Raw genomic sequence first — 25,876 nt, forward strand, 5'->3', positions numbered from 1 at the left:
TTCAGGTTTTCAGGTGTAAGACGAACGCTCCGACTAACACCAAAACCACGCCCAGCACCTGTATTTTCGCCAGTCTCTCCTTGAAGAATACGTAGCCCAGAATCGCCGCAATGCCGCCGGACAATGTACTGATCACCGTCACCACGGAAACCGATCCCGCCACCGCGCCCCAGGCAAATGAAGAGAACCCACCGAGGTTCATCAGGCTGGCGCCTGTTAACGTCATGCAGTTTTTCATCGGCGGAATTTTCAAGCCATCCTTGATCTTCAACACCATGACAACCAGCACGATCAGCCCAATCAGATAGGCCAGCCAAAGCATCGTTACCGGACCCAGTACCGGAAGAACGAAGCGGCCTTGCAGCCAGAAACTGGTGCCATAAAAAACAGCCGCCAACAATGCATAGGCAATCGAGCTGCTGGCCTGAGTGGTGTGTGGAAGTTTCGAGTCAGAGTGGATGCTGGAAAGGACGACCCCGATCACACACAGCGCGATGCACAGCAGTTGGATCAGGCTGATCTGTTCTCCGCCCGCCCAGGACAGCAACGTGGTGACCACGCCGTAAGAGGTCACCAACGGCGCGACGATAGAGGCTTGGCCGAGGGCGAACGCCTTGGACAAGGCCAGCGCTCCGGACACGGTCAACACAGCGGCGACAATGCCGATCAGCCAGACATCGAGCGACGCCGACATCGATTTGAGAATGAAGGCAGGGAAGGCGATCAGCAACAGGCTCATGATGCTGAAGCCCAGCGCCTGACCGAAATAGACCGCGCGTTTAACGCCGACCGCGCGGGCGTTCAAACCCACCAGAAAATCCGTGCCGCCCCAAAGCAAGGCGGCGAGCAAACCCATCAATACGTCCACGCTATGTCCTTATAGGTGTGTTTGGGGAGCGCATCGTAACCTTGGGTTGGAAGTGGCGATAGCTGGTGAAATCGAGGAGAGCGGTTTCACAGTATTAAAGCCTCGCACGCGCCCCAATCTACATGCCTCGTTATGTGTTGGATTCAGGCTTCTTTTTTTCCGTAAATAAAGCGGAGAAAGCGTGGGTATTCAGTGGGAAGTCGTCCGGGTCAAACCCGCTGTAATCTGACTCACGAATAACACTACCTGTCTGAGAGCCGAATGGTTTGCTTACCTTGGCGGTAGTGGTGCTTTGTTCGTGCCTGGTTTTTTTTAACTTTGGACTTGGGGCTCTACTTAACTGAGCGTCCTGTAATCGACGTCCCATCTCATCGGATTCGCCAAGCTTGTTCAAGTCTTGCTCCAGACTCAATACCTGCATCACTGACAAATACGCCCCCATTGTCACCCCAGCAGCACCCGACTCCAGTGAGCGTAAGGTCATGACAGACATACCCGCGCGCTCTGCCACCATTTTGGCAGTCAGCCTTCGACGTAAACGAGCCAGTTTCAGGCGTTCGCCGAACTCGGTAAGCAGTCGTTTTGTACGAGGAAGCAGTGGCGCTGTTTTTCTAGCCATGCAGCTAATATTCCTTCACTTCTGAGGTGATAGCGCCAGAATAATTGCAGTTATGGGCTTTTTCAGTCGCCGCTTCTGCTGTTTTTGCTTTCCATTTCCTGTGTATCCCAGCGTTGCGTCTTGACCGCTTGATAAAGCATGCCGATGGTCAGCGGGACTTTGTCACCGCGACCCTTTGCTCTTCGCTTGAGATGCACATCAAACCCTTCCGGCTGAAAGTAGCGATAGGCGTCATAGTCCACGAAGTCGATCCCGAACTGTTCTTCCAGCGCTTCCATCAGGTGTCGCGCATCGGCACCGTTGCAGCCCAGGTCGAAGTTGATCGAGGTGGTGAGGTTGATGGTTTTGCGTTCGGGCAGGCCGAGCTCTTCGTGTAGCAACTGCATGAGCAGGTGCATGGTGTGATCGTCGGGGAAGTTGGGGGCGAGGTTCATGGTGGCGTCCAGTGGGAGGAAAGGATGGCGCTGATGTGTTCAGCGCCTCCGTTCAAATAACGAGCAGTTGCGTCGATCTATCCGAGCCTTGTTGGCCTCAAATTAAGGGGCCTCTGCGGTTGACCTAGTCATGGCCAGTGTTGTCTCGCATGCAGTACCCGCATAATCACTACCGCTTGTGGCAGGACCGTATAGACCATGACGTAATTTGGTGTGGCGACTATTTCATGAGTGCCAAAAATTCTTCCCTTTCTATAAAGCTTTGGGTGCTCGCGAGCTTGCTCTGATTTGGACTCAAAGACTTCGTCTAAAGCGATGGCCGCATAAGGGTTGTCCTCGCAAATGTAATTCATGATGTTGTCCCGGTCAGTCAGCGCCGTGGGGCGCCAAATTACCCGCATTAGCGTGCCCGTTGACGTATGGCATCACGTTTTGCCGCAAAGATTCGACGCGCCTCTTCGTCGCTTACGCTTGGCCGTGGATCATCGATGCTGGCTTGAACTTGCTTCCTAAACCATTCGTCGTAAGCGGCTGCATCGTGAACTTGCTTCAATGCCTCTGAACGGTCAGGGCGAGAATAGGTTTTTACTTGTAGTGGGTCGTAACCAGAGCTATCGACATCGAAATGAGTGACGCCTATTCCTTGCAAATAGATCACCAGAGTTTCTAGTCGTTTGAATAATCGAATTTGCTGGCTGCGTTGGGCTGCCAGGGAATGTGTTTGTGATCCATGTTGAACTTGAACTGCCCACCCACCTTGCTTGGCCAAAATGTGAGTGGCGTTAATAGCGCCGCTTTCAACCAGTTTGACAAGCGCGGTGTGATCGATCGTTTCGGTGGTCATAAGAAGGAGCCCATGGCTGATCAGTGGCTCACATGCTACGCAATCAATAATAGTTTGCAATCTTCAATCTCCATTGAGGATGTAGGAATAAGTATCCTTTTTCGTGGACAGCCAGCTCACAGTGAGGCTGGCATGCCCTTGGAACACAGTCTTTTAGGCTGGCGGTTTCCAGCCCATCATGCGTTGCTGGGCGACTTGCAGCAGGTCGCAGCCGTCCTGGGTTAGCAGGTAGACCGCGTGGGTGATGTGCGGGATGTCTTCGACATCGCCGTGTTTAAAGCATTGGCAATGCAGGGTTTGGAGGAGGTCGCTGGAGGCTCGGATGCGCTGGAGGGCGGCTTCGAGGATGTCCTGAGGGTTTGCCTCTGTGTCGATGATCAGGGGCGGGGAATCGGTGAGGTTGGTTTGTAGTGGGAGGTAGCGATTGTTTGTAGATGGGTTCCATTTCTTCATTGGTTTAGCCTCAAATGCATCAGGAAGAACCGCTACCACCGTGACCAAGCGATGGGAGGCGGACTGTGTTCGGGTTGGTCAACCGATGAGGCTCACATCCCGGCACGCCCGAGGGCGTCCCAAACACAGCCACCATATAGCGTGCAGGCACTTGAAGTGACGGCAGCATACAACGGACGTATAGATATGAGCTATTCGGGTGACCAAGCCCGAGCCGCTGAATTAGCAGCGACAGTCACGACTATAGATACGACCCACCAGGCAGCGATAGACGACAAAGAGTCCCCGCTTGTAGGAACGGGCCGAACCTTCGCTAGGCCGTTTCTATAGGAATTTTCCGCGACGCGATTTCTCGGGTTTTTCCGCCATCAACGAATGTGCTGATACGCCGAAACATCCAGCAAACTAGTGCTCAACCCGGTCGCCGGCGCATAGATAGTGCCTTTCACCGCCGAGAAGCTGACCCCATTGCTGCCCAGCGAAACGTAGCGTTCGCCTTGATCCAGTTCGGTGAAGTAGGTGTAGGAGTATTTGTGCATCAGCTTGTACTTAGCTTCGTCGCGGGCCACGGCGTTGCTGAGGTTTTCCAGGTCGGCCTGGGTCAGGTTCAACGGTTTGTCCAGCTGCACACCCCAACGCTTGAGGCAGACTTCGGCGAGGTGGCGGACGATCCGGCCTGGCTCGGCCAGGGTTTTCGGGCCGTTGGTGCCAGTAGGGGATGCGTTGCCCGCCATGGTGGCGTGGCGGCCGGCCATGGGGTAGATGTGGGTTTTGGTGCCGGTGGCGGTTTGCGGGATGACGCAGCTGAAGCCTTTCGAGCGTTCGTCCCGGGCATAGAAACCTACATACTCTTTGACGTTGGCCCCGAGTTTGACTTTGTCATCCTGAAAGTTACCGGTGCCCGGCACCGGATCAAGGGCAAAGATATTCACCGGAATATTTTTAAGTTCATCGTCCTTGAGCATGGCATTGGCCAGCATATGGCAACTTACGCCGCCGCGGCTCCAACCCACCAGATTGACTTGGGTGGGAATAACACCGTCTTTGCGGAACGTCTTGATAATTTGTTCCTGTAATTTTTGTTGCGTCACGCTGCGGTCGCCATAGTTATATTTGCGCCAGAACCACGAGCCTTCAGCTTTCACGTCTTCGATTGGAATGCCGGCAGCTTTCAGGCGGTTATATTCTGCTTCGGTCAGTTGCTCGCGCTGCCAGTCGCATCGGCCTTTGATGATGTTGATCGCGTGTTGAACGTTCTCCGCCCAGCCTTTGCCGAACAGTGAGCCGCTGAGGCCGTAGTCCTTGGACTTGGTAAAGAGGTCGTCGGCTTGCAGGTTGCCGCTGCCGGGACCGTCGACCACAATCCATTCGGCGAACTCGCGGCCGGCATGGTGAGAGGCAAGTGTGGAGACCAGTTCACCGTCCCAAAAGTTCTCATGAGTGTCGTCGAACTTGGTCGAGCCGGTGCCGCAAAAGAAAATAGTTAATGTAGTCATTGTAGTGCTCTAGTGTGATTTAAGAGCTTGCAGACTAATGTTTGTTGTTTGGATGTTGAAGAAGTTAGTTGTTTCTATATTTGTGGTTTTAATATTATATTTTTTGTCTTGCAACTTCGAGAAGTTCACAGCCATCCTGAGTTAATAAATAAAGCGCATTCACTATATGGGGAATGTCTTTCACGTCAGCCTGTTTGAAGCACAGGCAATAAAGTGTTTCGAGCAGGTCGCTGGCGGCGCGCAGGCGTTGGTGAGCGGCGTCGAGGACGGCGCCGGTGCTGGCGGCGGTGTCGATGACCAGCACGGGCGTTTCGCTGTAGCTGGTTTTGAGCGGGCGATAGCGGTCTTGCATGAGGTCAGTCCCTGTGTTCAACGGCGCGGCAAACTATAGAGGCGTGCGTTCAGCCGTCGCAATACCGCGCAAATGGACGGGGTTTGTAGGGGATTTACCTGCGCTGTGGCCTTTTGCCTACGTGTACCCCGAGGCTTTTTTCAGCAATACCCCTAGAGGTCGAATTTCCTACGTGTTTGTCAGGCGCAGCGCATCAATCCTCTGTATGGTGCGCGCCAGAATCTGTAGGACGTTTCCAAAACGTCTGTCCAACGCTTAAAGGGAATTAGGTATGCAATGGCTACGTATGGCCTCGATTTTGTTGCTGTGGGCGGGTGTTTGTCGTTTGACGGGCGCGGCCGATGCGAGCAACTCGATGGTACTCGCCAACATGGGTCGCACCGGTTGGCCAGATGCCCTGACCAGCCAGGCGAACGTGGACACCGCGTCCCGCGCCGAGGTGTTGATGTTTGGCAAGGCACTGCTGGCCAGCGAGAGGCTCGACGAACAAGGTCTGAAACAACGACTGGGCGTGCAGGATGTGAAGCTCAAATCGGTCAGGCAAGTGCGTGACGGGCTGTGGGATCGGTTACTGACCACCTACCGCAGCGCCAGTCAGAACTGCGACGGCGAACCCTTCTGCCCCCGCGTGCGAAGTGTCGCCGATTTGCGTCAGTTGGCGGCGGCCTTCACGGGCGAAATCAGCCCGGCCCATGCGGTTTGGGCGAGCAAGAGCCAAACATTTCACGAGCAGATATTGAACGAGCAGCTGCGGGTGGCGGTGATGGTGCCGTAGCCACTCATGGCGTAGTCGTCAGGATGTTCGCCAGGCTTGTTGGGCTGCGCATTCCAGGGTGTCGCATGTAGCTAGCAACGGCGGTTCTTCGGGAATCCTGTCGCAGCCGTTCAGCAGCAGGGATGTCAGGATCAGGGCGATCGCGAAAAACGATTTTTGAGGCATGGTCGTTCCTTGTTCAAATGCCGCGCTCATCAGGCGTCCTGCCATGATGTGAAGTGCGCGGACGGTGGTTGTGCGAGAAGACCTTAACGTCAGATCCAAGGGCTGCGCGAGGAACAAAGTGTTTCGTTTGTTTCATCCTGTGGCAAAGGCCCCTGGAGCGAGTGAGGCTGTATCATCCCGTATCGTTTTGGTCCCCGACCTTTTCTCGACTCGCTGCGTTTGCCGGCTAGGCTTTGGGCTTCGCAGCGGTCAACGGAGTGACAGCTTATGCACAACACCCTGGAACAGGTTTTCGGTTATCCACAGTTTCGGCCCGGCCAGGAGGCGGCGGTCAGCGCGGTGTTGGCCGGGCGCTCGGCAGCGGCGATTTTCCCCACAGGCTCGGGCAAGTCCCTTTGTTATCAATTGCCGGCGCTGTTGCTGCCGCACCTGACGCTGGTGGTCTCGCCGCTGTTGGCATTGATGCAGGATCAGTTGGCCTTCCTGCAACGCCACGGCATAGCGGCGGGCAGTATTGATTCGGCCCAGAGTCGTGACGACGCAAGCGATGTGATGGCCCGGGCCAAGTCCGGCGAGCTGAAGATTTTGATGATCTCTGTGGAGCGCTTGAAGAACGAGCGTTTCCGCAATTTCTTGCAGCAGGTGCCGATATCGTTGTTGGTGGTGGACGAGGCGCACTGCATCTCGGAGTGGGGCCACAACTTCCGCCCCGACTACCTCAAGCTTCCCGACTATCAACGTCAGTTCAACATTCCGCAGGCGTTGCTGCTGACGGCCACCGCGACGCCCAAAGTAATCGCGGACATGGAGGCCAAATTCGCCATCGCCCCGGAAGATGTAGTGACCACAGGTTTCTACAGGCCGAACCTGAATCTGCTGGTCGAGCCGGTACGCGGTCAGGACAAGCGCCGACGCTTGGTCGAATGGATGAGCGAACGTCCGGGCCAGCCGAGCATCGTCTACGTCACCCTACAAAAAACCGCGGAACACATCGCCGAACACTTGGGTCGCAATGGCATTCAGGCTGAGGCCTATCACGCCGGTTTACCCCACGAACAACGCGAAGCCATTCAAAAACGTTTCATGGGCGGGCAGTCCAATTGCATCGTTGCCACCATCGCCTTCGGCATGGGCATCGACAAGAGCGACATCCGCAACGTGGTGCATTTCGACCTGCCCAAATCCATCGAAAACTACAGCCAGGAAATTGGCCGCGCCGGGCGTGACGGGCAGCCGTCGGATTGTTTGGTATTGGCCAACCGCGACAGCCTCAACGTGCTGGAAAACTTCGTCTACGGCGACACGCCTGAGCTGGATGGCATTCGCTGCGTGCTCGACGAGTTGCAAGCTGCCGCGCCCGAGGGGCAGTGGGAGTTTCTATTGGGGCCCTTGGCGGACCAGAGCAACATTCGCCAATTGCCGCTCAAGACCTTGCTGGTGCAACTCGAACTGCGTGGTTTGATCGCTCCGCGTTACGCCTATTACGCCGAATACCGCTTCAAGTATTTGCAAGAACCGGAAGCCTTGCTGGCCCGCTTCGAGGGCGAGCGAAAAGACTTTGTCGCGGCAATCATCCAGACCTCCAGCCGTGCGCGGACCTGGGCCACGGTGAATTTCGACGCGCTCTCTGAACAGCATCAAGCCGAGCGCAACCGGGTGGTCAAGGCGCTGGATTATTTCCAGGAGAAAGGCTGGGTCGAGCTGGAAAGCAAGCAGATGACCGAGGTCTACAGCCTGCTGCAATCGAATGTCGACAGTCAGGCACTGAGTGCCGAACTGCACGCTTATTTCACCCAGCATGAACGCACCGAGATCGCGCGGATTCACGCCATGCTGGATCTGTTCGCCACCGACCATTGCCTGGGTTATCGCCTGGCCGAGTACTTCGGCGACGACAATGCCCCTCGTCAGTGCGGCCATTGTTCGGTGTGTCATGGGCACGTAGCGCGGCTGCCAACGCCGCCGGAATTACCAGCGCTTGTGGATAAAAACTTTGAAGCGCTGTGCGGTGATTTTATCCACAGGCATGAACAGCACACCGGCAATGTCCCGTCGGCTGAGCGGGTGACCCGGTTTCTGTGCGGGATCAGCGTGCCGCTGTTTACCAAGCTGAAGGCGCGTTCGATTCCGGGATTCGCAGCACTGGAAAACTATCCGTACGCCGACGTGCGCGGATGGGCGGAACAACATTTATCGGGCTGAACCGTGTCCACTAACGTAGGAGTGAGCCTGCTCGCGATAGCGATCTATCAGCCAGCATCGTTGTTGAATGTGCTGACGCTATCGCGAGCAGGCTCACTCCCACAGGGATTTGCAATGATCCTGCGGGTAGATCCATCCGCTGAATGTTGCTCATCACAGGAATAAATTTCAAAAATGCCCAGCGGCTGACTATGGTGAGGGCTGTCTTCGGATCGCCAACAAGAGAACAACCATGAGCCAGACACCGTTCAACATTCAGCGCGCCGCCGTCATCGGTGCGGGCACCATGGGCCGTGGCATTGTCATGTGCCTGGCCAATGCCGGCGTTCCGGTGCAGTGGGTCGATAACAATCCGCAGATGCTGGAACAGGCGCTGGCCACCGTGGCGGACACCTACGCGCACAATGTGCGACAGGGCCGGATCGATCAGGCCGAGGCGGACGCGCGTATTGCACGGGTCACGGCGGCGTCTGATTATGCGGCGATCCGCGATGTTGATCTGGTGATTGAAGCGGTTTACGAAAACCTGGAACTCAAGCAAAAGATTTTCCGCGAACTGGACGGGCTGCTCAAACCCGAAGCCATTCTGGCGAGTAACACTTCAGCACTGGATATCGACGCCATCGCCGCCGCGACTCGCCGTCCGGCTCAGGTCCTGGGCCTGCACTTCTTCAGCCCGGCGCACATCATGAAGTTGCTGGAAATCGTCCGCGGTGCGCAAACCTCTCCGGCAGTGCTCGATGCGGCGCTGGAGTTGGGCAAGCGCATGGGCAAGGTCAGCGTGGTGGCCGGCAACTGCGATGGTTTCATCGGCAACCGCATGCTCAATACCTATGTGCTGGAAGCGCGCAAAATGTTGCTGGAGGGCGCTTATCCCTATCAGGTGGATGCCGCACTACAAGGATTCGGTTTTGCCATGGGGCCGTTCCGCATGTACGACGTGGTTGGCGTCGACCTGGGATGGCGGGCTAGAGAATTGGCGGGCACAGGGCAGGATGCGCCCGAGGTACAGGTAGATAACCGTCTGTGCGAATTGGGGCGTTTTGGTCAGAAGAGCGGCAACGGCTATTACCACTACGAACCGGGTAGTCGACAGGCTGAACACGATCCGGAAGTCGATGCACTGGTGTTGCAGGTCAGCGAAGGGCTTGGGTTTCAGCGTCGGGAGATAAGCGCCGAGGAGATTCTTGAGCGCTGTCTGCTGGCACTGGTCAATGAAGGGGCAAAGATCCTTCAGGAAGGAATTGCGGGGTCGGCGCACGACATCGATCTGGTGTACCTCAACGGTTATGGTTTCCCGGGGGACAAGGGCGGGCCGATGGCGTGGGCGGATCAGCAAGGGCTGGCGGATATTCATCAGCGATTGATGGCGCTGGAGACCCGGCAGGGTGATCACTGGAAACCGGCGCGCTTGATTGGCGAGTTGGAGGTGGCAGGTAAAGGGTTTACGGATCGCTGATTGATATAGCGCCTGTGAAGGCCTCTTCGCGAGCAAGCCCGCTCCCACATGAACTCTGGTGGTGCACAAATCTGTGTTCGCTGAAGATCAAAAGGTGGGAGCGGCGGTGCGGCGATCCGACTTGCTCGCGAAGAACGATAACGCGGTTTTCGCCTTAGACTGGCAATCCAACTTAAGGAATCGACGCTGATGCCCCAACGCACCGACTACCCCCACTTCCAGCCCATCACCACCCGCTGGCACGACAACGATGTCTATGGCCACGTTAACAACGTCACTTACTACAGCTTCTTCGACACGGCAGTGAACACCTACCTGATCGAAGTCGGTGGCCTGGATATCCATGACGGCGAGGTGGTGGGTTTTGTGGTGAGTTCGTCTTGCGATTACTTTGCTTCCATCGCCTTTCCGGACCGGATCGAGATTGGTCTGCGGGTGGGCAAGTTGAGCAACAGCTCGGTGCAGTACGAGCTGGCGGTGTTCAAGGCCGGGGAAGACGAGGCCTGCGCGGCGGGGCGCTTCGTGCATGTATTTGTAGATCGGGCGTCGAATCAGCCGGTGGCGATTCCTGCCGGGTTGCGCGGTGCGTTGGAACGCCTGGTGGTTTGAAGGACAAAAAAAATCGCAGCCTTGGGCTGCGATTTTTTATCTAGCTGTCAGCGATGCCGTTCAGGCCTCAATGATGACGATTGTGCTTGTGATGCTTGCGGTGACCATAGGCATGACCACGGCCCGGGTGGCCGTCACGGTAGTAGCGACGATCATCACGGCCGCCGCGATAGGAGCGACGATCATCGTCCTCGTCGCTCTTGTTACCCATGTAGTTACCCAGCGCGCCACCGGCACCGCCGCCTGCTGCGGAGCCGATCAGGCTGCCGGTGGTGCCGCCCATGCTGCGGCCGACCACGTTACCGCCTGCTGCGCCCAACGCACCGCCGATGGCGGCTTCGCCACGGCTGCGTTTGTCTGCGCCGACTGCGCTACCACCCGCGCCGCCCAGGGCCGCGCCAATGGTGGAACCTGTATTGCCGCCTAGCGACTGACCGACGACCGAGCCAAGAACCCCGCCCAATGCGCCGCCCACACCTGCTTCGGTGGTGCCTCCGGCAGAAGCGAAGCCACTGACCAGGCCAAGGGACAACAAGAGAATCGAGGAGAACTTCATTAGAGGAACCTCAAGGGGATGACGGCGCGATCCTGAGGCTGTGTCATGGTCGTGACAATCGAAATCCGACGAGTAACACGACTTGAGCACATTTCTATAAGTTACTGTTTTTTGGGCGGAACTTAAGTGTTTTTCGCCGGTCTTTAGCTACTTCGGATGGGCCGTTTTTGCGAAAAACGGCCTTTTTTGTGGGCGATTGGAAAGTTGCCGAATCGTTTCGATCATGTGTTGTCATGTCGGACGCCTTCGCGGGCAAGCCTCGCTCCTACAGGTCTGTGTCGTGTACGAAATGCGTACGACAAAGACCTGTAGGAGCGAGGCTTGCCCGCGAAGGGGCCAGACCTACAGACGCATCAAGCCGACTTGGCCATGATCAACCCAGTCTCACTCGCCATTTCCAGCCGGATTGCCACAAACTTCGACGTTGGCGTATGGCTGCCATCCCCGGTGCTTTCCAGCGGCACCAGCGAATTCACTTCCGGGTAATACGCAGCCGCCTGCCCCGCAGGAATATCAAACGCCAGCAGCGTAAAGCCCTTCACCCGACGCTCGCGCCCATCATCCCAGATCGAAACGATGTCAGCCTTCTGCCCAGGCTTGAACCCCAGGCGAATAATGTCGGCTTCATTGACGAACAACACATCCCGCTGACCTTTCACGCCCCGATAACGGTCATCAAGCCCATAAATCGTGGTGTTGTACTGATCGTGAGAACGCATTGACTGCATGATCAGATCCGGCAACACGCCCGTGGCGCGGGTGCGTTCGTGCACCAGGTCTTTTGGCAGCACGTTCGCCCGGAAATTGGCGCGCCCTGACGAGGTGTTCCACTTGCGCGCACCGGCGCTGTTGCCGAGGTAGAAACCGCCAGGGTTTTTGACCCTCTCGTTGAAGTCACGGAAGCCCGCAATGGTATCGGCGATCAGGTCGCGGATGCGGCTGTAATCGGCCACCAGCCAGTTCCAGTCCACCGGTTTGCTGCCCAGGGTGGCGGCAGCGATGCCGGCGATGATCGACGGCTCGGAACGCATCTGGTTCGACAGCGGCTGCAACTGGCCGTTGGAGGCGTGGACCATGCTGAACGAATCTTCGACGGTCACCGCTTGCGCGCCTTCGGTCTGGATGTCGATGTCGGTACGGCCCAGGCACGGCAGGATCAGCGCGTCTTTCCCGTGGGCCAAATGGCTGCGGTTGAGCTTGGTGCTGATCTGCACGGTCAGGTCGCAATTGCTCAGGGCCTGGAAGGTGCGGGTGCTGTCCGGGGTTGCTTGAGCGAAGTTGCCGCCCAGGCCGATGAACACTTTCGCGCGACCATCGGCCATGGCATGGATCGCCTCGACCACGTTGTGGCCGTTTTCACGCGGCACCTTGAACTGGAAGCGCCGCTCCAGGGAGTCGAGGAACGCCACTGGCGGACGCTCGTTGATACCCATCGTCCGGTCGCCCTGCACGTTACTGTGGCCACGCACCGGGCACAGACCGGCGCCCGGCCGGCCGATGTTGCCGCGCAGCAGCATCAGGTTGGCGATTTCCTGGATGGTCGCTACCGAATGGCGATGTTGGGTAATGCCCATGGCCCAGCACATGATCACGTTCTTGCCTTTGGCGTACATGCGCGCCGCTTGCTCGATTTCCACCAGGGTCAGGCCGGACTGCTCAACGATCTGCGCCCACGGTGTGTCGTCGATGGCGCCCAGGTATTCCAGCACGTTGGCGCTGTGTTCATTGAGGAAGTCGTGATCGAACACCGATGGCTGGCCAGTCTGCTGCGCCTCGCGCTCCCAATGCAGCAGGAATTTCGCCATGCCGCGCAGCAACGCCATGTCGCCGCCCAGCGCTGGACGGAAATACGCCGTGTTGGTCGGCTTGTCGCCATTGGTGAGCATTTCAATCGGGTGTTGCGGATGCTGGAAGCGTTCCAGGCCACGCTCTTTCAGCGGGTTGACGCATACCACTTGGGCGCCGCGTTTCACCGCTTCGCGCAGCGGTTCGAGCATCCGTGGGTGGTTGGTGCCCGGGTTCTGGCCCCAGACAAAAATCGCATCGGCGTGTTCGAAGTCATCGAAGGTCACGGTGCCTTTACCGACGCCGACACTCTGCGCCAGGGCCACGCCGCTGGCTTCGTGGCACATGTTCGAGCAGTCGGGGAAATTGTTGGTGCCGTAGGCGCGCACGAACAGCTGATACAAGTACGCCGCTTCGTTGCTGGCGCGGCCCGAGGTGTAGAACTCGGCTTGATTGGGGCTCGACAGCCCTTGCAAGTGTTTACCGATCAGCGCGAATGCCGCTTCCCAGCTGATCGGCTTGTAGCGATCGGTTTCGGCGTCGTAGCTCATCGGCTCGGTCAAACGGCCCTGATACTCGAGCCAATAGTCGCTCTGTTCCAGCAACGAGCTGACGCTGTGCTTGGCGAAGAACGCGCCGTCGACACGCCGTTTGGTCGCTTCCCAGTTCACCGCTTTGGCGCCGTTCTCGCAGAATGCCACCATGCCGGCTTCGTTGGAATCGCCCCAGGCGCAACCGGGGCAGTCGAAGCCGCCGTTCTTGTTGGTTTTGAGCATCATGCGCAGGTTTTTCAGCGCGTTGTCACTGGTCAACCAGGCCCGGGCAACGCTGGCCAGTGCGCCCCAGCCACCGGCCGGGCCTTTGTAGGGCTTGTAGCGAGGGACGGGTTTCTGGTCGGCTTGACGGTGTTGACTCACGCTTGATTCTCCAATGCCGGGCTGTAGACCCGCGGCGCATTCTTCTGGGGCAGATGGATAAGGTTTAAGTTGTGGCGGCGGGCCCATTGCACGGCAAGGCCCGTGGGCGACGACAGGCTGACGAGGGTCTGGATGCCTGCGCGCAACACTTTCTGGATCAATTCGAGGCTGCAACGGCTGGTGACAATCGCCAGGCCGCCTTCAGTCGGGATCTTCTGGCGAATCAACCCGCCAATCAGCTTGTCGAGGGCGTTATGCCGTCCGATGTCTTCGCGGCCCAGCAGCAATTCGCCCTGACCGTTCATGAACACCGCCGCATGCACCGCGCCGGAGTACTGGCCAAGAGGCTGGAACGCACTGATGCGCTGACGCAAACCATCGAGCCACTCGGCGGGTGGCAAGGGTGCGCCGGCCAACACCTTGAGGTCTGGCAACGCCTGTTCAACCGCCTCCACGCCACAGAGTCCGCAGCCGCTGGTGCCGGCCATTTGCCGACGCTGCTGCTTGAGGTTCCAGAACGCGCGGTTGGCGATGGTCACTTGCGCGTATTGCGCCGAGCCAGACCCGCTGAGTTGCAGGTCATAGATGTCGGAGGCGTCTTCGATGATGCCGCTGCCGAGGCTGAACCCGACGATGAAGTCTTCAAGATCCGTGGGCGTTACCAACATCACAGCCTGACTGATGCCGTTATAAGCGATCGCCAACGCGACTTCTTCGGCGAGCGCGGTGCTGGCCGATTCGGTGTGCTGAAGGTCGCTGTAACGGTACGTCTGGCTGGCGGCGGGCGCGGGCGTTTCGAGGGCTGGCGCCGCGCCAACAGGGCGCTTGGTGTTCATGAGGCATCACCGACGGTTTAGTCAGCTTTAAGCCTATGCGCGTCAAGTTGTCACGTCTAATCGCTATTACTGATCCGCTGATAGATGGCGTCGATCAAGAGGCCGCCAGCGATTGTTGATAAATCGCAAAACAGGCTTCTGCCAATGCTGATCTCGGGGCGCTGCGGCGCATGATCAGCCCCAGCCGGGCAAGGGTCTGGGCGTTTTCGATGGGTTGCAGACGCAAGTGATCGGTCAGGTTTTCCAGGCCGCCCTCCAGCGGCATCACTGCGCAGCAGAGACCGCCGTGTACCGCTTGTAACAATTGGTGGACGGCATCGGTTTGCAGAAGCGGTTGTGGCGTCAGGCCACGGCTGTGGAAGTTGTGGTCAATGGACTGGCGAAAGTGCATGCCGCTGGTGAGCATGCCCAGCGGCAGTTCGATCAATGACTCCCAACTCAATGGTGCCTCGCCGAAGCTGAAGAAGCGCTGATCGTAGAGCAGGCCCATGCGGGTTTCGCTGAAGGCCAGGGAATCGAAGCGCTCGCCGTCCAGACGCTCCAGATATGACACGCCGAGGTCCAGGCGATTGTTCGCCAGTTGTTCGAGGATTTGTTCGGAACTCAGGGCCGAGAGTTCAAAGCGCAGATTCGGGTGCTCGGTATGCAGGCGTTGCATCAGGGGCAGCGGGTCGAAACTCGACAGCGGCACCACGCCCAGCCTGAGTGTGCCGACCAGATTACCGCGACAGGCGGCAGCCTCGGCCTGCAAGCCGTCATAGGCTGCCAGCACCGTACGCGCCCACGCCAACACGCGCTCGCCCGGTGCGGTGAACCCTTCGAAGCGCTGGCCGCGATTGACCAGCGGCAGGTCGAGCTCTTCTTCGAGGCTGCGCAGGCGCATGGACAGGGTCGGCTGGGTGATGTGACAGCGCGCCGCGGCCTGGCCGAAGTGCCGGGTTTCGTCGAGGGCGATGAGGAATTTCAGCTGCTTGATGTCCATCTTCGCTCCAGGGCGCGGTGAGGGAGGGGATTCTAGCGCTTGCGTCGGATCAACGTCATTGGTCGGGTTGGAACCGGGGGTTGCAAGCTTGGTCTAGTCTTTTGCGTCTGGAACCTAAAACCCAAGGAGAGCAAACGATGAGCCTTTTCAGTTTTCTAAAAGATGCCGGTGAAAAAATTCTCGATGCGCTGACGCCGGACAAGGCCGAAGCCAACAGCGAGGCGCTGACCAAGCACGTGAAGGACGCCCTGACGGGGATCGACACTTCCAAGATCCAGGTGAAGGTCGAGGGTGAAAAAATCATTGCCACCGGCGAAGCCGCCAGTCAGGAAGAGAAGGAAAAAATCCTTCTTGCACTGGGTAACGTGGCCGGTATCAGCGGTGTTGATGATCAGATCACGTTGACCGGACCGGCGGCCACACCGGCGAAGTTTGTCACGGTGGAGAAAGGCGACACGCTGAGTGCCATTTCCAAGCGTGTGTATGGTGATGCCAACAAGTACAACAAAATCTTCGAGGCTAACAAACCGATGCTCAAGCATCCGGACAAGATTTATCCGGGGCAGTCGTTGCGGATTCCTGAGTAAGCCTTAAGACCGCAATCGCGAGCAGGCTCACTCCCACAATGGATCTCCGTCGTACACAAATTTTGTGTTCGCTGAAATTCAAATGTAGGAGCGAGCCTGCTCGCGAAGCAGACGATAAGGTCTAAAGCCCTGCAATCAACTCCCGATAATCGACCACCGCCGCAAATTCCGCCGTGTCCTTCGGCCCCTTGCGACTGTCCGGCTCGCTCACAGCCAACAGATGCGCCACCCCAAAACTGCGCGCACTGCGCAGGATCGGCAACGTATCGTCGATAAACAGGCTGCGCGCCGGGTCGAAACCGATGTCGGCCTGCAACGCCTCCCAGAATTGCGGATTCTCCTTGGGAAAACCGTAATCATGCGAGCTGATCAACCGCTCGAAGTACGGCGCCAGTTCAATTCTTTCCAGTTTCAACGACAGCGAATCGCGGTGCGCATTGGTGATCATCACTACGCGTTTGCCCGCCTGTTTGATCGCCGCCAGAAACGTGTCCGCATCTGGGCGCAGAGCGATCAGGTGGGCGGTTTCCAGCTTCAGTTCACGCACCGGCAGCTTCAGCTCGGCGCTCCAGAAATCCAGGCAATACCACTGCAACTGACCGGCGTTGCGCTCGAACAGCGGCTGCAATTCCATCTCGGCCATGGCCCGGCTGACCCCGTGCAACTCGGCGTAACGCTGAGGCAGGTGCTCCATCCAGAAATGGTTGTCGTAGTGCAGGTCCAGCAGCGTGCCGTCCATATCCAGCAGAACGGTGTCGATGTCGCGCCAGGGCAGCAGGGACATAAAAAACTTCTCCAGCGCTAATAAAGATATCCGAGGTCAACAATCAGGATAGGCCGGGTATAGTAACCCGCTATCGCCAAGGAGCCGCTTATGCGCCAGAAACCCACCGTACTTGCCCGCGAGATCGTCGCCACCAGCCGTTTGTTCTGCGTCGAGGAGCTGAAGCTGCGCTTTTCCAATGGCGTGGAGCGCACCTACGAGCGTTTGGTCGGCAAAGGCGCCGGGTATGGCGCGGTGATGATCGTGGCGATGCTCGATTCGGATCACGCGGTGCTGGTCGAAGAGTATTGCGGCGGCACCGATGCCTATGAGCTGTCGTTGCCCAAAGGCCTGATCGAGCCGGGCGAGGACGTGCTGGCGGCAGCCGAGCGCGAGCTCAAGGAAGAAGCCGGGTATGGCGCGCGGCAGCTGGAGCACCTGACCGAGTTGTCGTTGTCCCCCGGTTACATGAGCCAGAAGATTCAGGTGGTGCTGGCCACCGATCTGTACGAAGAAAGCCTGGAGGGCGACGAGCCCGAGCCGATGGGCGTGGACAAGATCAACCTGCACGAGCTGTCGGCCCTGGCGCAGAACCCGCGATTCACTGAGGGCCGTGCCTTGGCGGCGCTGTACCTGGCCCGTGATCTGTTGACTCAACGTGGGGTATTTCTGCCATGAATTTCCCGCATCCGTTGATGGCGCCGGTGGTTGAACTGGCGTTGAAGGCTGGCGAAGCGATCCTCCCGTTCTGGCGCACGGGCGTGGCAGTGACTGCTAAGTCTGATGATTCACCGGTAACGGCGGCGGACTTGGCTGCTCATCATCTGATTCTGGATGGGCTGACGGCGCTGGCCCCGAGCATTCCGGTGCTGTCCGAAGAAGACGCCAACATCCCCCAGAGCGTGCGCGCCGGCTGGCAACGCTGGTGGCTGGTCGATCCGCTGGACGGGACCAAGGAGTTCATCTCTGGCAGCGAGGAGTTCACCGTCAACATCGCGCTGATCGAGCAAGGCCGGGTGGTGTTTGGCGTGGTGTCGATGCCGACCAACGGGCGCTTTTATGTCGGGGGTGCCGGCCTGGGCGCGTGGCGGGGTGATAAAGGTGCCGAGGCGCTGCCGATACAGGTTCGCGAGGTGCCGGCGCCGGGTGAAGCGTTCACCGTTGTTGCCAGCCGTCGGCATTCAAGCCCCGAGCAGGAGCGTTTGTTGGCCGGATTGAGCGCCAGTCTGGGTGAGCTGCAACTGGCGAATATCGGCAGTTCATTGAAGTTTTGCCTGTTGGCGGAGGGCGCGGCGGATTGTTATCCGCGCCTGGCGCCGACTTCGCAGTGGGACACGGCGGCGGCTCAGGGTGTGCTGGAAGGGGCAGGTGGTGAGGTGCTGGATTTGAGCGGTGCGCCGTTTTGCTATCCGGCGCGGGAATCGTTGTTGAATGAGTTCTTCCTGGCGTTGCCAGCCAAGGCTGCCTGGCGCGAAAAACTGCTGGAGTTGGCGCGGGCGTAAAGATCAAAAGAACGCAGCCTCGTTTCACTCGACAGCTGCTACAGAGAAATCCGCCCCCTGTAGCAGCTGTCGAGTGAAACGAGGCTGCGTTCTTTAGGTTTAGCGGTGCAGGACGTACTGCCCCGTAAACCTCACCGCATCGTCATCGCTATCGCTATTGACGATCCGCGAATGCAACGCCAGCCTCGCTCGTCCGTATCGCTGATACGTCGCCAGAAACTTCTTCCACACCGCCGCACTCGGTGCCTGACAAATCGCGATCGCGTCCATGGTCACCGGCAACGGATACGTGATATGTCCTTCGTGAATCACGATGTGCCCGCCTTCAACCCCTTCTTCACGCAATCGCAAATGCAGCCAGCCCCAACCGGCCAGCACCGCGCCGCAGTACAGGCTGCCGCCGAACATGGTGCTTTTGTGATTGACGTTGGCGTCCAGCGGCAAGTGCAGGCGCAGTTGCTGGTCGTGCCAGTCGAGCACTTTGAGGCCCATGTCCCGCGTCAGCGGAATATCGTGATGGAGGACTGATTCAAGGTGACGACTGTCGCGGCTCATTCACGGGTCTCTTTTTTAAAGATGTTGATTGGACAGTAGCTCAATCGAGTTCGTCGGTGTGGCTGCTGGCGCCACCGTCGGCGAAGTTCAGGCCGTGTTTGCGCAATTTGTCGTGCAAGGTCTTGCGCGGAATGCCGAGGGCTTCGGCGAGGCTGCGCACGGAGCTGTGAGGCCTCGTCAGTTCGGCGGCGATCAGGCTCTTCTCGAAGTTTTCGACTTGCTCGCTCAGGCCGCCGCTGAACACCTCGACCGTCATGCCGGCAGCGCCGTCTGGAGTGCTGTTGTCCAGGGCCAGTTCCAGGCCCAAGGCAAAGCGTTCGGCGGCGTTTTGCAGTTCCCGCACGTTGCCTGGCCAGGTGTGGCGCAGCAGTAGGGCGCGCTGCCCCGGTTGCAGTTCGTGGGGCGGCAAGCCGTGGCGGGTGCTGGCTTCGTCGGCGAAATACTGGAACAGCATCAGCGCATCTTCGCCGCGCTCACGCAGCGGCGGAATGCGCAGCGGCGCGACGTTCAGGCGGTAATACAAGTCGGCACGGAAGCGCCCTTGATCGGCGGACTGGCGCAGGTCTTCCTTGGTTGCCGCGATGATGCGGATGTCCAGCGGGATCAGCTGATTACCGCCCAAACGTTCGACCACCCGCTCCTGCAGCAAACGCAGCAATTTCACCTGCACGTCCAGGCTCATGCTTTCGATTTCATCGAGGAACAAGGTGCCGCCGTTAGCGAATTCGAACTTACCGATGCGGCGCTTTTGCGCGCCGGTGAACGCCCCCGGCTCGTGACCGAACAGCTCGCTTTCCACCACCGACTCAGCCAACGCCCCGGCGTTGATCGCCACGAACGGACCGCTGCGTCGGCTCGACAAATCGTGCAGCGCCCGGGCCACGACTTCTTTGCCGGCACCGGTTTCGCCGAGGATCAGCACGTCGGCCTTGGTCGCCGCCAGCGCGCCAATTTGCTCGCGCAAGCGCAGCATCGGCGCCGATTGGCCGACCAGTCGGGTGCTCAGTTCATTACGATCGCTCAGGGCCAGACGCAGGCTGCGGTTGTCCAGCACCAGTCGGCGCAGGGCCAATGCGCGCCGTACGCTGTCGAGCAGTGCGTCGCTGGCGAAAGGTTTTTCCAGAAAGTCATAAGCCCCGGCGCGCATGGCCTGGACGGCCAGCGGCACATCGCCGTGGCCGGTGATCAGCAGCACCGGCAGATCCGGGTCCTGGGCATGCAGTTCGGTCAGCAGTTCGAGGCCGTCCATGCCCGGCATACGGATATCGCTGACGACCACGCCCGGCCAGTCGCGCTCCAGTTGCCCGGCCAGGCCCTTGGCTTCGGCCAGTGGCAGGATTTTCAGGCCCGCCAGGTCCAGCGTCTGGCTCAACGCCTGACGCAAGTGCGGATCGTCGTCGATCAGCACGACCTGGACACGGTTATCAATCGTCATGCACTTCGGTCCTCGGACGGTTGCAGGCTCACACCCGGTGCGCCTGCGCGCAGCTTCAGGGTAATCAGGGCGCCGCCTTCCTTGTGGTTGGCAAACGACAGTTCACCCCCGAAGGCACGCATCAGGGTTTCGCAAATCGCCAGCCCCAGGCCAAGTCCCTGGGTGCGGGTCTTGGTGGTGTAGAAGGGCTCGCTGGCGCGACCAAGGGCTTCCATGCAAAAGCCGGGGCCGTTGTCGCGAATGTACAGAGTGACGCCGTCCGCGGTGGATTGGGCACTCAACCAGAGTTTACGCGGCGGGCCTTTTTCGGTCAGCGCGTCAAGGGCATTGGCCAACAGGTTGCCGAGCACCTGACGCAGACGGGTTTCCCCGGCCTCGACCCACAGCGTGGCCGCCGGTAAATCGCGGATCAGTTCGACCTCCATGCTGCGCCGGCGCTTGGCCAGCAACGCCAGTGCGTCATCCAGCGCCGGTTGCAGGGCGACGCTTTCCGGCGCATGGCGATCGCGTCGGGCGAAGGCGCGCAGATGAGCGATGATCGACGCCATGCGCCCGGTCAGTTCGCTGATCAATTTGAGGTTGCCGCGGGCATCGTCGGTGCGCTGATGATCGAGCAGCACTTCAGCGTTTTCCGCGTAGCTGCGAATGGCCGCGAGCGGTTGATTCAATTCGTGGCTGATGCTCGCGGACATCGTCCCCAACGCCGACAACTTACCGGCCTGGACCAGGTCGTCCTGGGCGCGCACCAGTTCCTGCTGGGCGTGTTCGCGCTCCAGCACTTCCTGTTTCAGGCGACGGTTGAGGCCTTCGAGGTCGCTGGTCCGTTCGGCGACCCGGCCTTCCAGCTCGCGCCGGGCCTTGGCTTCGAAGGCAATGCGTTCGAGGTAATGGCGGCGACGCTGCATCATCAGGCCGAGCAGCAGCATCAACACCAGCAACGTCGCGCCGCCAATGGCGACGACGGTACGCACCGGCCGGTCGATCAGGGTGCGGGGGGCGAGAATGCTGACGTTCCAGCCGGTTTCGGCGATCTGCTGGGTTTGGGTCAGCCAGGCGTTGGGGTTCAGCTTCAACGGTTTCGGATCGCGGGTCGGGTACGGTTGGATTGCGGTGATCGCTTTGCGTTCTTCTTCGCTCAAGGGCCGGGTCGAGCGGAATCGCCACTCGGGCCGCGACGTGAGGATGACCACGCCGTTATGGTCGGTCAGCAGCAATTGTTCCGGGGTTTTGCCCCAGAGGCTTTCGGTGTGGTCCAGGTCGACCTTGACCACCAGCACGCCAATGACTTTCTCGCCATTGCGCACGGCGGCGGCGAAGAAATAGCCGCGTTTGGCCGAGGTTGTCCCCAAACCGAAAAAGCGTCCGAGCCGCCCAGCCATGGCTTCGCTGAAATACGGCCGGAAAGAGAAATTACGGCCGACAAAACTGTCGTGTTTATCCCAGTTCGACGCCGCCAGGGTCTTACCCGTGGTGTCCATCAGGTACATGACTTCGGCGCCGGTCTGGGCGCTGATATTTTTCAGCAGGCGATTGGCATTGCCTTGGGTGACGCTGTCGTCCGGGGCCCCGAGCAACGCGCGCAGGGCCGGCAGATCGCCGAGGATCTGCGGCATCACTTCATAACGGTGCAACGTGCCCAGCAAGTTGGCGACGTAAAGGTCGAGGGTCTGACGGTTCTGCCCGGCCAGCTCGCTGCGGTAATAACGCTCGGCCAGATGCTCCAGCGGCCACAGCAACGGCGCCAGGCACAGCGCAAGCAGTGCGAGGCTGCGCCAGCGGGGTCTGCGGGGGAGGGTCGGAGTCATGAGCATCGGGCGCCTGTGGGTACAGGCGCATTATGCCTAGGCTTGAAGGCGCAGTCTGCGGACCTTGGGTCAAGTCGTTCTTGCAACGAAGTTTCAGACAGGAATTCAGGAAAAGACGTCAGCGTCCTTGAAGAACGCAGCGGCCTGATCCTTGCCGGACAGTTGCGGAGCTTCCTCCAACTGCCAGTCAATGGCCAGGTCCGGGTCATCCCAACGAATGCTGCGCTCCGCCGACGGGGTGTAATAGTCGGTGGTTTTGTAAAGAAACTCGGCAAAATCACTCAGCACCACAAATCCGTGAGCGAAACCTTGCGGAATCCATAGTTGGCGATTGTTGTCGGCGGACAGGCGCACGGCGACCCATTTGCCGAAATGCGGCGAGCTGCGACGAATGTCCACCGCCACATCAAGCACTTCACCGACGGTCACGCGCACCAATTTGCCCTGAGTGTTTTCCAGTTGGTAATGCAGGCCGCGCAGTACACCTTTTCGCGAGCGGGAATGGTTGTCCTGAACAAACTGTGTGGCCAGGCCAGTCGCTTCTTCGAAAGCCTTGGCGTTGAAGCTTTCATAGAAAAAGCCGCGCTCGTCACCATATACCTTGGGTTCGATGATCAGAACACCGGGCAGGTCGGTGGTGACTACATTCATGTCCTTTCTCCAGCAATTGGCTTTGATGGCCGTCATTCTTGCGCAAAGTGCCGGCCGGCGCGAGTGGTGACGTTTAACCATCCATTCGCAGAATTGTCGGCGCTCGGACTTAGAGGGTGAAGCTATCACCATCTTTAGCCGATGTGGTCGACCACTTCCACCTATTCGGTAGGAGAAAACCCCCATGCAACAGCGAGGCATTGATCGGCTGGTTTGGAGAGGGGTTGCGTATCGCCTCAAGCAGTGGCGATATAAGCGCCTAATAAAATTTCAGGGGTCGTTGTATGCCGCTCGCCACGTTGATTCACCGCGCCAGTTTGCCCAGCCCGCAAGTGTCTGCGGAGCAAGCGCTAGAGCTGCTCAAGGGGCATTACGGGCTGAGTGGAAAGTTGCACGCCCTGGGTAGCCAGCAGGACCTTAACTTTAGGATCGACAGCGACCAGGGGCGTTTCGTCCTGAAAATCTGCCGTGGCGACTATTCGGCGCTGGAACTGCAAGCCCAGCATGCCGGGCTCAAGCAATTGGGCGAGCACTCCGGTGTGCACGTACCGCGAGTGATTCCCTCCAGGAGCGGTGCAGACCTGCTCACTCTGGAGGTCGGTGGTCAGGCCGTGCATGTGCGCCTGCTCGATTACATCGAAGGCCAGTCGCTGACGCACCTCGATCATCTGCCCGGCGCCGTGGTGGCCGGTTTCGGTCGGCTCTGCGGCGAAATGGACCTGGCGCTGGCCGCATTCGAGCATCCGGGCCTTGAACGCACACTGCAATGGGACGCCCGCCACGCCAATGCGTTGATTGGCCATTTGCTGCCAGTTATCAAGGATGACGCGCAGCGCCGGTTGATCGCCGAGGCGGCGGAACGGGCCGAGCGTCATTTGCAGCCGCTGGTGGCCAAACTGCCGGTGCAGGCGATTCACATGGACATCACCGACGACAACGTGGTCTGGCAGCGGGACTCGCAACGCCAGTGGCAGTTGCAGGGCGTGATCGATTTCGGCGACCTGATCCGCACATGGCGCATTACCGATCTGTCGGTCACCTGCGCGGCGTTGCTGCATCACGCCGATGGTGATCCGTTCTATATCCTGCCGGCGGTCCAGGCTTATCACGCCGTCAATCCGCTCACTCATGAAGAACTGCTGGCGCTCTGGCCGCTGATCGTCGCGCGGGCGGCGGTGCTGGTGCTCAGTGGCGAGCAGCAGGTCAGCATTGATCCGGGCAATGAGTACAGCCGCGACAACCTGACCCACGAGTGGGAGATCTTCCGCGTTGCCACGTCGGTGCCGCTGGAGTTGATGGAAGCGGCGATTCTGACGTCCGTCGGCCAGACACTGCCGAGCATTGGTAGCGAAGGTTTCGCGCCGTTGCTGCCGAGCCTGGTGGGGCGTGAATTTGCCTTGATCGATCTGGGCGTGCTGAGCCCGCATTTTGAGGCGGGAAACTGGGAGCAGGAAGGCGTCGATCAGCGTTTGCTGACCGAGGCTACGGCGGCGCATGGTTTGGCGGCCAGTCGGTATGGTCAATATCGTTTGTCCCGCACCCAACCGGACAGCGCCGCAGAGCCCGACACGTGTCCGTTGCACGTAGAGTTGCGCGTGCCAAACGGTACGGCGGTCGAATCGCCGTTTGCCGGTGTGGTTCATCAGCCGGCGGCGGGGGTTCTGCAACTGGACGGTCCGCAACTGAGCGTGCGCTTGTGGGGCGTGACGCCGTCGCTGCACACCGGCGCAGCGCTGGTCAAAGGTCAGGTGCTGGGTGCGGTCAGCGGGCCGTTGATTGTGCAGTTGTGCCGAGGCGCTTCGTTCGATGCGCCGTTGTTTTGCACGCCGTCTCGCGCCGCGGCCTGGCAGGCGTTGTGTCCGTCACCGGCGGCGTTGTTGGGGCTGGCTTGCGACGCTGAAGCGGAGCTCGATTCGCAGACATTGCTGGCTCGCCGCGACGCCAGTTTCGCGCGCACCCAGAAGCACTATTACCTCGACCCGCCGCGTATCGAGCGCGGCTGGCGCAATCACCTGATCGATATGCAGGGGCGCTCCTACCTCGACATGCTCAACAACGTCGCGGTGCTGGGCCACGGTCATCCGCGCATGGCGGCGGTCGCCAGTCGTCAGTGGTCTTTGCTCAACACCAACTCGCGTTTCAACTACGCCGCGGTGGCCGAATTTTCCGAACGCTTGCTGAAGTTGTCGCCGGAAGGCATGGACCGGGTGTTCCTGGTCAACAGCGGCAGCGAGGCCAATGACCTGGCGATCCGCTTGGCATGGGCCTACAGCGGCGGTCGCGACATGCTCAGCGTGCTGGAGGCCTATCACGGCTGGACGGTGGGCGCGGACGCCGTCTCGACCTCGATTGCCGATAACCCCCAAGCCTTGAGCAGCCGTCCCGATTGGGTGCATCCGGTAACGGCGCCGAACATCTATCGCGGCGAATTTCGTGGCCTCGACAGCGCGCCGGACTACGTACGCAGCGTCGAACACAACCTGGCGAAAATCGCTGAACAGAAACGCCAGTTGGCCGGTTTCATCTGCGAACCGGTGTACGGCAATGCCGGCGGGATCTCGCTGCCGCCGGGTTATCTGAAACAGGTCTATGCGCTGGTTCGCGCGCAGGGCGGTGTGTGTATCGCCGATGAAGTGCAGGTCGGTTACGGGCGCATGGGCCATTTCTTCTGGGGCTTCGAAGAGCAAGGCGTGGTGCCGGACATCATCACCATGGCCAAGGGCATGGGCAACGGCCAGCCGTTGGGCGCGGTGATCACTCGCCGGGAAATCGCCGAAGCGCTGGAGGCTGAGGGATATTTCTTCTCGTCGGCCGGTGGCAGCCCGGTCAGTTGCCAGATCGGCATGGCGGTGCTGGATGTGATGGAAGAAGAAAAGCTCTGGGAAAACGCTCAGGTCGTGGGTGGGTATTTCAAGGAGCGGCTTGAGGCGCTGATCGATATTCATCCGCTGGTGGGCGCGGTGCATGGTTCCGGGTTCTATCTGGGGGTCGAATTGATCCGCAATCGCGAAACCCTGGAACCGGCGACCGAAGAAACCACGGCGCTGTGTGACCGGTTGCGCGAGTTAGGGATTTTCATGCAGCCGACGGGGGATTATCTGAACGTGCTCAAGATCAAGCCGCCGATGGTGACCTCGCGCCGGAGTGTGGATTTCTTTGTCGACATGCTGGCGAAGGTGTTGGATGAAGGGTTGTAAAGCTTGAGATCGCCTTCGCGGGCAAGCCT

The 25,876-nt window shown here is 59.3% G+C and carries 26 protein-coding genes; 8 read left to right on the plus strand and 18 right to left on the minus strand.

Annotated elements, in window-relative coordinates; all coding sequences use genetic code 11:
• Position 1: 1 nt before the first annotated feature.
• From ACYZTY_RS30015 to ACYZTY_RS30050, 8 genes are all read right to left on the minus strand, one after another.
• Complete coding sequence (locus ACYZTY_RS30015; protein WP_461959416.1) at positions 2-856, minus strand: EamA family transporter; 855 nt, start codon at positions 854-856, stop codon at positions 2-4.
• A 142-nt stretch (positions 857-998) separates the two neighbouring features.
• Complete coding sequence (locus tag ACYZTY_RS30020; protein ID WP_461956636.1) at positions 999-1,487, minus strand: helix-turn-helix domain-containing protein; 489 nt, start codon at positions 1,485-1,487, stop codon at positions 999-1,001.
• Between the two features lie 62 nt (positions 1,488-1,549).
• The gene (locus ACYZTY_RS30025) at positions 1,550-1,921 is read right to left on the minus strand and encodes a DUF1493 family protein (protein ID WP_461956637.1); all 372 of its coding nucleotides are present in this window, start codon (positions 1,919-1,921) and stop codon (positions 1,550-1,552) included.
• A 128-nt stretch (positions 1,922-2,049) separates the two neighbouring features.
• Entirely contained in the window at positions 2,050-2,274 is a 225-nt protein-coding gene (locus ACYZTY_RS30030) for a type II toxin-antitoxin system RelE/ParE family toxin (protein ID WP_461956638.1), read from the minus strand.
• Positions 2,275-2,321: 47 nt separating this feature from the next.
• Positions 2,322-2,765, minus strand: coding sequence for an antitoxin PaaA2 family protein (locus tag ACYZTY_RS30035; RefSeq protein WP_461956639.1), 444 nt, complete (start codon positions 2,763-2,765; stop codon positions 2,322-2,324).
• A 153-nt stretch (positions 2,766-2,918) separates the two neighbouring features.
• Positions 2,919-3,218, minus strand: coding sequence for a hypothetical protein (locus ACYZTY_RS30040; protein ID WP_461956640.1), 300 nt, complete (start codon positions 3,216-3,218; stop codon positions 2,919-2,921).
• A gap of 368 nt (positions 3,219-3,586) precedes the next feature.
• Positions 3,587-4,714, minus strand: a complete 1,128-nt coding sequence (locus ACYZTY_RS30045) for a hypothetical protein (protein ID WP_461956641.1) — start codon at positions 4,712-4,714, stop codon at positions 3,587-3,589.
• Between the two features lie 94 nt (positions 4,715-4,808).
• Positions 4,809-5,066, minus strand: a complete 258-nt coding sequence (locus tag ACYZTY_RS30050; RefSeq protein ID WP_461956642.1) for a hypothetical protein — start codon at positions 5,064-5,066, stop codon at positions 4,809-4,811.
• A gap of 271 nt (positions 5,067-5,337) precedes the next feature.
• Here ACYZTY_RS30050 and ACYZTY_RS30055 point away from each other — a divergent pair, with 271 nt between their 5' ends.
• Complete coding sequence (locus ACYZTY_RS30055) at positions 5,338-5,841, plus strand: polysaccharide deacetylase (RefSeq protein ID WP_461956643.1); 504 nt, start codon at positions 5,338-5,340, stop codon at positions 5,839-5,841.
• 18 nt (positions 5,842-5,859) lie between these two features.
• Here the strand turns inward: ACYZTY_RS30055 and ACYZTY_RS30060 are convergent, their stop codons facing one another.
• The gene (locus tag ACYZTY_RS30060; protein ID WP_461956644.1) at positions 5,860-6,036 is read right to left on the minus strand and encodes a hypothetical protein; all 177 of its coding nucleotides are present in this window, start codon (positions 6,034-6,036) and stop codon (positions 5,860-5,862) included.
• Between the two features lie 237 nt (positions 6,037-6,273).
• Between ACYZTY_RS30060 and ACYZTY_RS30065 the strand changes: the two genes are divergently transcribed.
• The 3 genes from ACYZTY_RS30065 to ACYZTY_RS30075 all read left to right on the plus strand — a co-directional run bounded on the left by ACYZTY_RS30065 (position 6,274) and on the right by ACYZTY_RS30075 (position 10,276).
• On the plus strand, positions 6,274-8,208 hold the full coding sequence (locus ACYZTY_RS30065; protein ID WP_461956645.1) for a RecQ family ATP-dependent DNA helicase: 1,935 nt from the start codon (positions 6,274-6,276) through the stop codon (positions 8,206-8,208).
• A 232-nt stretch (positions 8,209-8,440) separates the two neighbouring features.
• Positions 8,441-9,667 carry a 3-hydroxyacyl-CoA dehydrogenase gene (locus tag ACYZTY_RS30070; protein WP_461956646.1) on the plus strand — a complete coding sequence of 409 codons (1,227 nt, stop codon included), beginning with the start codon at positions 8,441-8,443 and terminating at the stop codon, positions 9,665-9,667.
• Positions 9,668-9,856: 189 nt separating this feature from the next.
• Entirely contained in the window at positions 9,857-10,276 is a 420-nt protein-coding gene (locus ACYZTY_RS30075; RefSeq protein WP_461956647.1) for an acyl-CoA thioesterase, read from the plus strand.
• Between the two features lie 67 nt (positions 10,277-10,343).
• On the opposite strand, the gene ACYZTY_RS30080 is transcribed toward ACYZTY_RS30075, so the two are convergent.
• From ACYZTY_RS30080 to ACYZTY_RS30095, 4 genes are all read right to left on the minus strand, one after another.
• A complete protein-coding gene (locus tag ACYZTY_RS30080) occupies positions 10,344-10,832 on the minus strand; it encodes a glycine zipper domain-containing protein (protein WP_109627361.1) in 489 nt (162 codons plus the stop codon).
• A 353-nt stretch (positions 10,833-11,185) separates the two neighbouring features.
• Complete coding sequence (locus ACYZTY_RS30085; protein ID WP_461956648.1) at positions 11,186-13,534, minus strand: FdhF/YdeP family oxidoreductase; 2,349 nt, start codon at positions 13,532-13,534, stop codon at positions 11,186-11,188.
• Positions 13,531-14,370 carry a formate dehydrogenase accessory sulfurtransferase FdhD gene (gene fdhD, locus ACYZTY_RS30090; protein WP_461956649.1) on the minus strand — a complete coding sequence of 280 codons (840 nt, stop codon included), beginning with the start codon at positions 14,368-14,370 and terminating at the stop codon, positions 13,531-13,533. The genes ACYZTY_RS30085 and fdhD overlap by 4 nt, the downstream gene beginning before the upstream one ends.
• 94 nt (positions 14,371-14,464) lie before the next feature.
• A complete protein-coding gene (locus ACYZTY_RS30095) occupies positions 14,465-15,352 on the minus strand; it encodes a LysR family transcriptional regulator (protein ID WP_461956650.1) in 888 nt (295 codons plus the stop codon).
• Between the two features lie 137 nt (positions 15,353-15,489).
• On the opposite strand from ACYZTY_RS30095, the gene lysM reads away from it, so the two are divergent.
• Complete coding sequence (gene lysM / locus ACYZTY_RS30100; RefSeq protein ID WP_461956651.1) at positions 15,490-15,939, plus strand: peptidoglycan-binding protein LysM; 450 nt, start codon at positions 15,490-15,492, stop codon at positions 15,937-15,939.
• A 121-nt stretch (positions 15,940-16,060) separates the two neighbouring features.
• On the opposite strand, the gene yrfG is transcribed toward lysM, so the two are convergent.
• The gene (yrfG, locus tag ACYZTY_RS30105) at positions 16,061-16,723 is read right to left on the minus strand and encodes a GMP/IMP nucleotidase (RefSeq protein ID WP_461956652.1); all 663 of its coding nucleotides are present in this window, start codon (positions 16,721-16,723) and stop codon (positions 16,061-16,063) included.
• 90 nt (positions 16,724-16,813) lie between these two features.
• Between yrfG and nudE the strand changes: the two genes are divergently transcribed.
• Complete coding sequence (gene nudE / locus ACYZTY_RS30110) at positions 16,814-17,380, plus strand: ADP compounds hydrolase NudE (protein WP_461956653.1); 567 nt, start codon at positions 16,814-16,816, stop codon at positions 17,378-17,380.
• On the plus strand, positions 17,377-18,204 hold the full coding sequence (gene cysQ, locus ACYZTY_RS30115) for a 3'(2'),5'-bisphosphate nucleotidase CysQ (RefSeq protein ID WP_461956654.1): 828 nt from the start codon (positions 17,377-17,379) through the stop codon (positions 18,202-18,204). Before nudE ends, cysQ begins: the two co-directional genes overlap by 4 nt.
• A gap of 99 nt (positions 18,205-18,303) precedes the next feature.
• On the opposite strand, the gene ACYZTY_RS30120 is transcribed toward cysQ, so the two are convergent.
• The 4 genes from ACYZTY_RS30120 to rfbC form a co-directional block, all read right to left on the minus strand.
• Positions 18,304-18,759, minus strand: a complete 456-nt coding sequence (locus tag ACYZTY_RS30120; protein ID WP_461956655.1) for a YiiD C-terminal domain-containing protein — start codon at positions 18,757-18,759, stop codon at positions 18,304-18,306.
• A gap of 40 nt (positions 18,760-18,799) precedes the next feature.
• Positions 18,800-20,194 (minus strand): sigma-54-dependent transcriptional regulator, encoded by a 1,395-nt coding sequence (locus ACYZTY_RS30125; protein ID WP_461956656.1) that lies wholly within the window; start codon positions 20,192-20,194, stop codon positions 18,800-18,802.
• Positions 20,191-21,999, minus strand: coding sequence for a sensor histidine kinase (locus ACYZTY_RS30130; protein ID WP_461956657.1), 1,809 nt, complete (start codon positions 21,997-21,999; stop codon positions 20,191-20,193). Before ACYZTY_RS30130 ends, ACYZTY_RS30125 begins: the two co-directional genes overlap by 4 nt.
• A gap of 105 nt (positions 22,000-22,104) precedes the next feature.
• Positions 22,105-22,650: a dTDP-4-dehydrorhamnose 3,5-epimerase gene (rfbC, locus tag ACYZTY_RS30135; RefSeq protein ID WP_461956658.1), complete on the minus strand. Its 546-nt coding sequence runs from the start codon at positions 22,648-22,650 to the stop codon at positions 22,105-22,107.
• Positions 22,651-22,934: 284 nt separating this feature from the next.
• Between rfbC and ACYZTY_RS30140 the strand changes: the two genes are divergently transcribed.
• On the plus strand, positions 22,935-25,847 hold the full coding sequence (locus ACYZTY_RS30140; RefSeq protein ID WP_461956659.1) for an aminotransferase: 2,913 nt from the start codon (positions 22,935-22,937) through the stop codon (positions 25,845-25,847).
• Positions 25,848-25,876 lie beyond the last annotated feature (29 nt).

The organism is Pseudomonas sp. LB1P83 (assembly GCF_054897885.1).

Excerpts from the sequence above, each read along its gene's own strand:
- nudE (WP_461956653.1), top strand. The coding sequence starts at position 16,814 with ATGCGCCAGAAACCCACCGTACTTGCCCGCGAGATCGTCGCCACCAGC.
- ACYZTY_RS30140 (WP_461956659.1), top strand. The coding sequence starts at position 22,935 with ATGCCGCTCGCCACGTTGATTCACCGCGCCAGTTTGCCCAGCCCGCAA.
- ACYZTY_RS30040 (WP_461956640.1), bottom strand. The coding sequence starts at position 3,218 with ATGAAGAAATGGAACCCATCTACAAACAATCGCTACCTCCCACTACAA.
- yrfG (WP_461956652.1), bottom strand. The coding sequence starts at position 16,723 with ATGTCCCTGCTGCCCTGGCGCGACATCGACACCGTTCTGCTGGATATG.
- ACYZTY_RS30025 (WP_461956637.1), bottom strand. The coding sequence starts at position 1,921 with ATGAACCTCGCCCCCAACTTCCCCGACGATCACACCATGCACCTGCTC.
- ACYZTY_RS30035 (WP_461956639.1), bottom strand. The coding sequence starts at position 2,765 with ATGACCACCGAAACGATCGATCACACCGCGCTTGTCAAACTGGTTGAA.
- ACYZTY_RS30080 (WP_109627361.1), bottom strand. The coding sequence starts at position 10,832 with ATGAAGTTCTCCTCGATTCTCTTGTTGTCCCTTGGCCTGGTCAGTGGC.
- ACYZTY_RS30130 (WP_461956657.1), bottom strand. The coding sequence starts at position 21,999 with ATGACTCCGACCCTCCCCCGCAGACCCCGCTGGCGCAGCCTCGCACTG.
- ACYZTY_RS30015 (WP_461959416.1), bottom strand. The coding sequence starts at position 856 with ATGGGTTTGCTCGCCGCCTTGCTTTGGGGCGGCACGGATTTTCTGGTG.
- cysQ (WP_461956654.1), top strand. The coding sequence starts at position 17,377 with ATGAATTTCCCGCATCCGTTGATGGCGCCGGTGGTTGAACTGGCGTTG.
- ACYZTY_RS30075 (WP_461956647.1), top strand. The coding sequence starts at position 9,857 with ATGCCCCAACGCACCGACTACCCCCACTTCCAGCCCATCACCACCCGC.
- ACYZTY_RS30070 (WP_461956646.1), top strand. The coding sequence starts at position 8,441 with ATGAGCCAGACACCGTTCAACATTCAGCGCGCCGCCGTCATCGGTGCG.
- ACYZTY_RS30060 (WP_461956644.1), bottom strand. The coding sequence starts at position 6,036 with ATGAGCGCGGCATTTGAACAAGGAACGACCATGCCTCAAAAATCGTTT.
- rfbC (WP_461956658.1), bottom strand. The coding sequence starts at position 22,650 with ATGAATGTAGTCACCACCGACCTGCCCGGTGTTCTGATCATCGAACCC.
- ACYZTY_RS30045 (WP_461956641.1), bottom strand. The coding sequence starts at position 4,714 with ATGACTACATTAACTATTTTCTTTTGCGGCACCGGCTCGACCAAGTTC.
- ACYZTY_RS30055 (WP_461956643.1), top strand. The coding sequence starts at position 5,338 with ATGCAATGGCTACGTATGGCCTCGATTTTGTTGCTGTGGGCGGGTGTT.
- fdhD (WP_461956649.1), bottom strand. The coding sequence starts at position 14,370 with ATGAACACCAAGCGCCCTGTTGGCGCGGCGCCAGCCCTCGAAACGCCC.
- ACYZTY_RS30125 (WP_461956656.1), bottom strand. The coding sequence starts at position 20,194 with ATGACGATTGATAACCGTGTCCAGGTCGTGCTGATCGACGACGATCCG.
- lysM (WP_461956651.1), top strand. The coding sequence starts at position 15,490 with ATGAGCCTTTTCAGTTTTCTAAAAGATGCCGGTGAAAAAATTCTCGAT.
- ACYZTY_RS30065 (WP_461956645.1), top strand. The coding sequence starts at position 6,274 with ATGCACAACACCCTGGAACAGGTTTTCGGTTATCCACAGTTTCGGCCC.
- ACYZTY_RS30020 (WP_461956636.1), bottom strand. The coding sequence starts at position 1,487 with ATGGCTAGAAAAACAGCGCCACTGCTTCCTCGTACAAAACGACTGCTT.
- ACYZTY_RS30095 (WP_461956650.1), bottom strand. The coding sequence starts at position 15,352 with ATGGACATCAAGCAGCTGAAATTCCTCATCGCCCTCGACGAAACCCGG.
- ACYZTY_RS30050 (WP_461956642.1), bottom strand. The coding sequence starts at position 5,066 with ATGCAAGACCGCTATCGCCCGCTCAAAACCAGCTACAGCGAAACGCCC.
- ACYZTY_RS30120 (WP_461956655.1), bottom strand. The coding sequence starts at position 18,759 with ATGAGCCGCGACAGTCGTCACCTTGAATCAGTCCTCCATCACGATATT.
- ACYZTY_RS30030 (WP_461956638.1), bottom strand. The coding sequence starts at position 2,274 with ATGAATTACATTTGCGAGGACAACCCTTATGCGGCCATCGCTTTAGAC.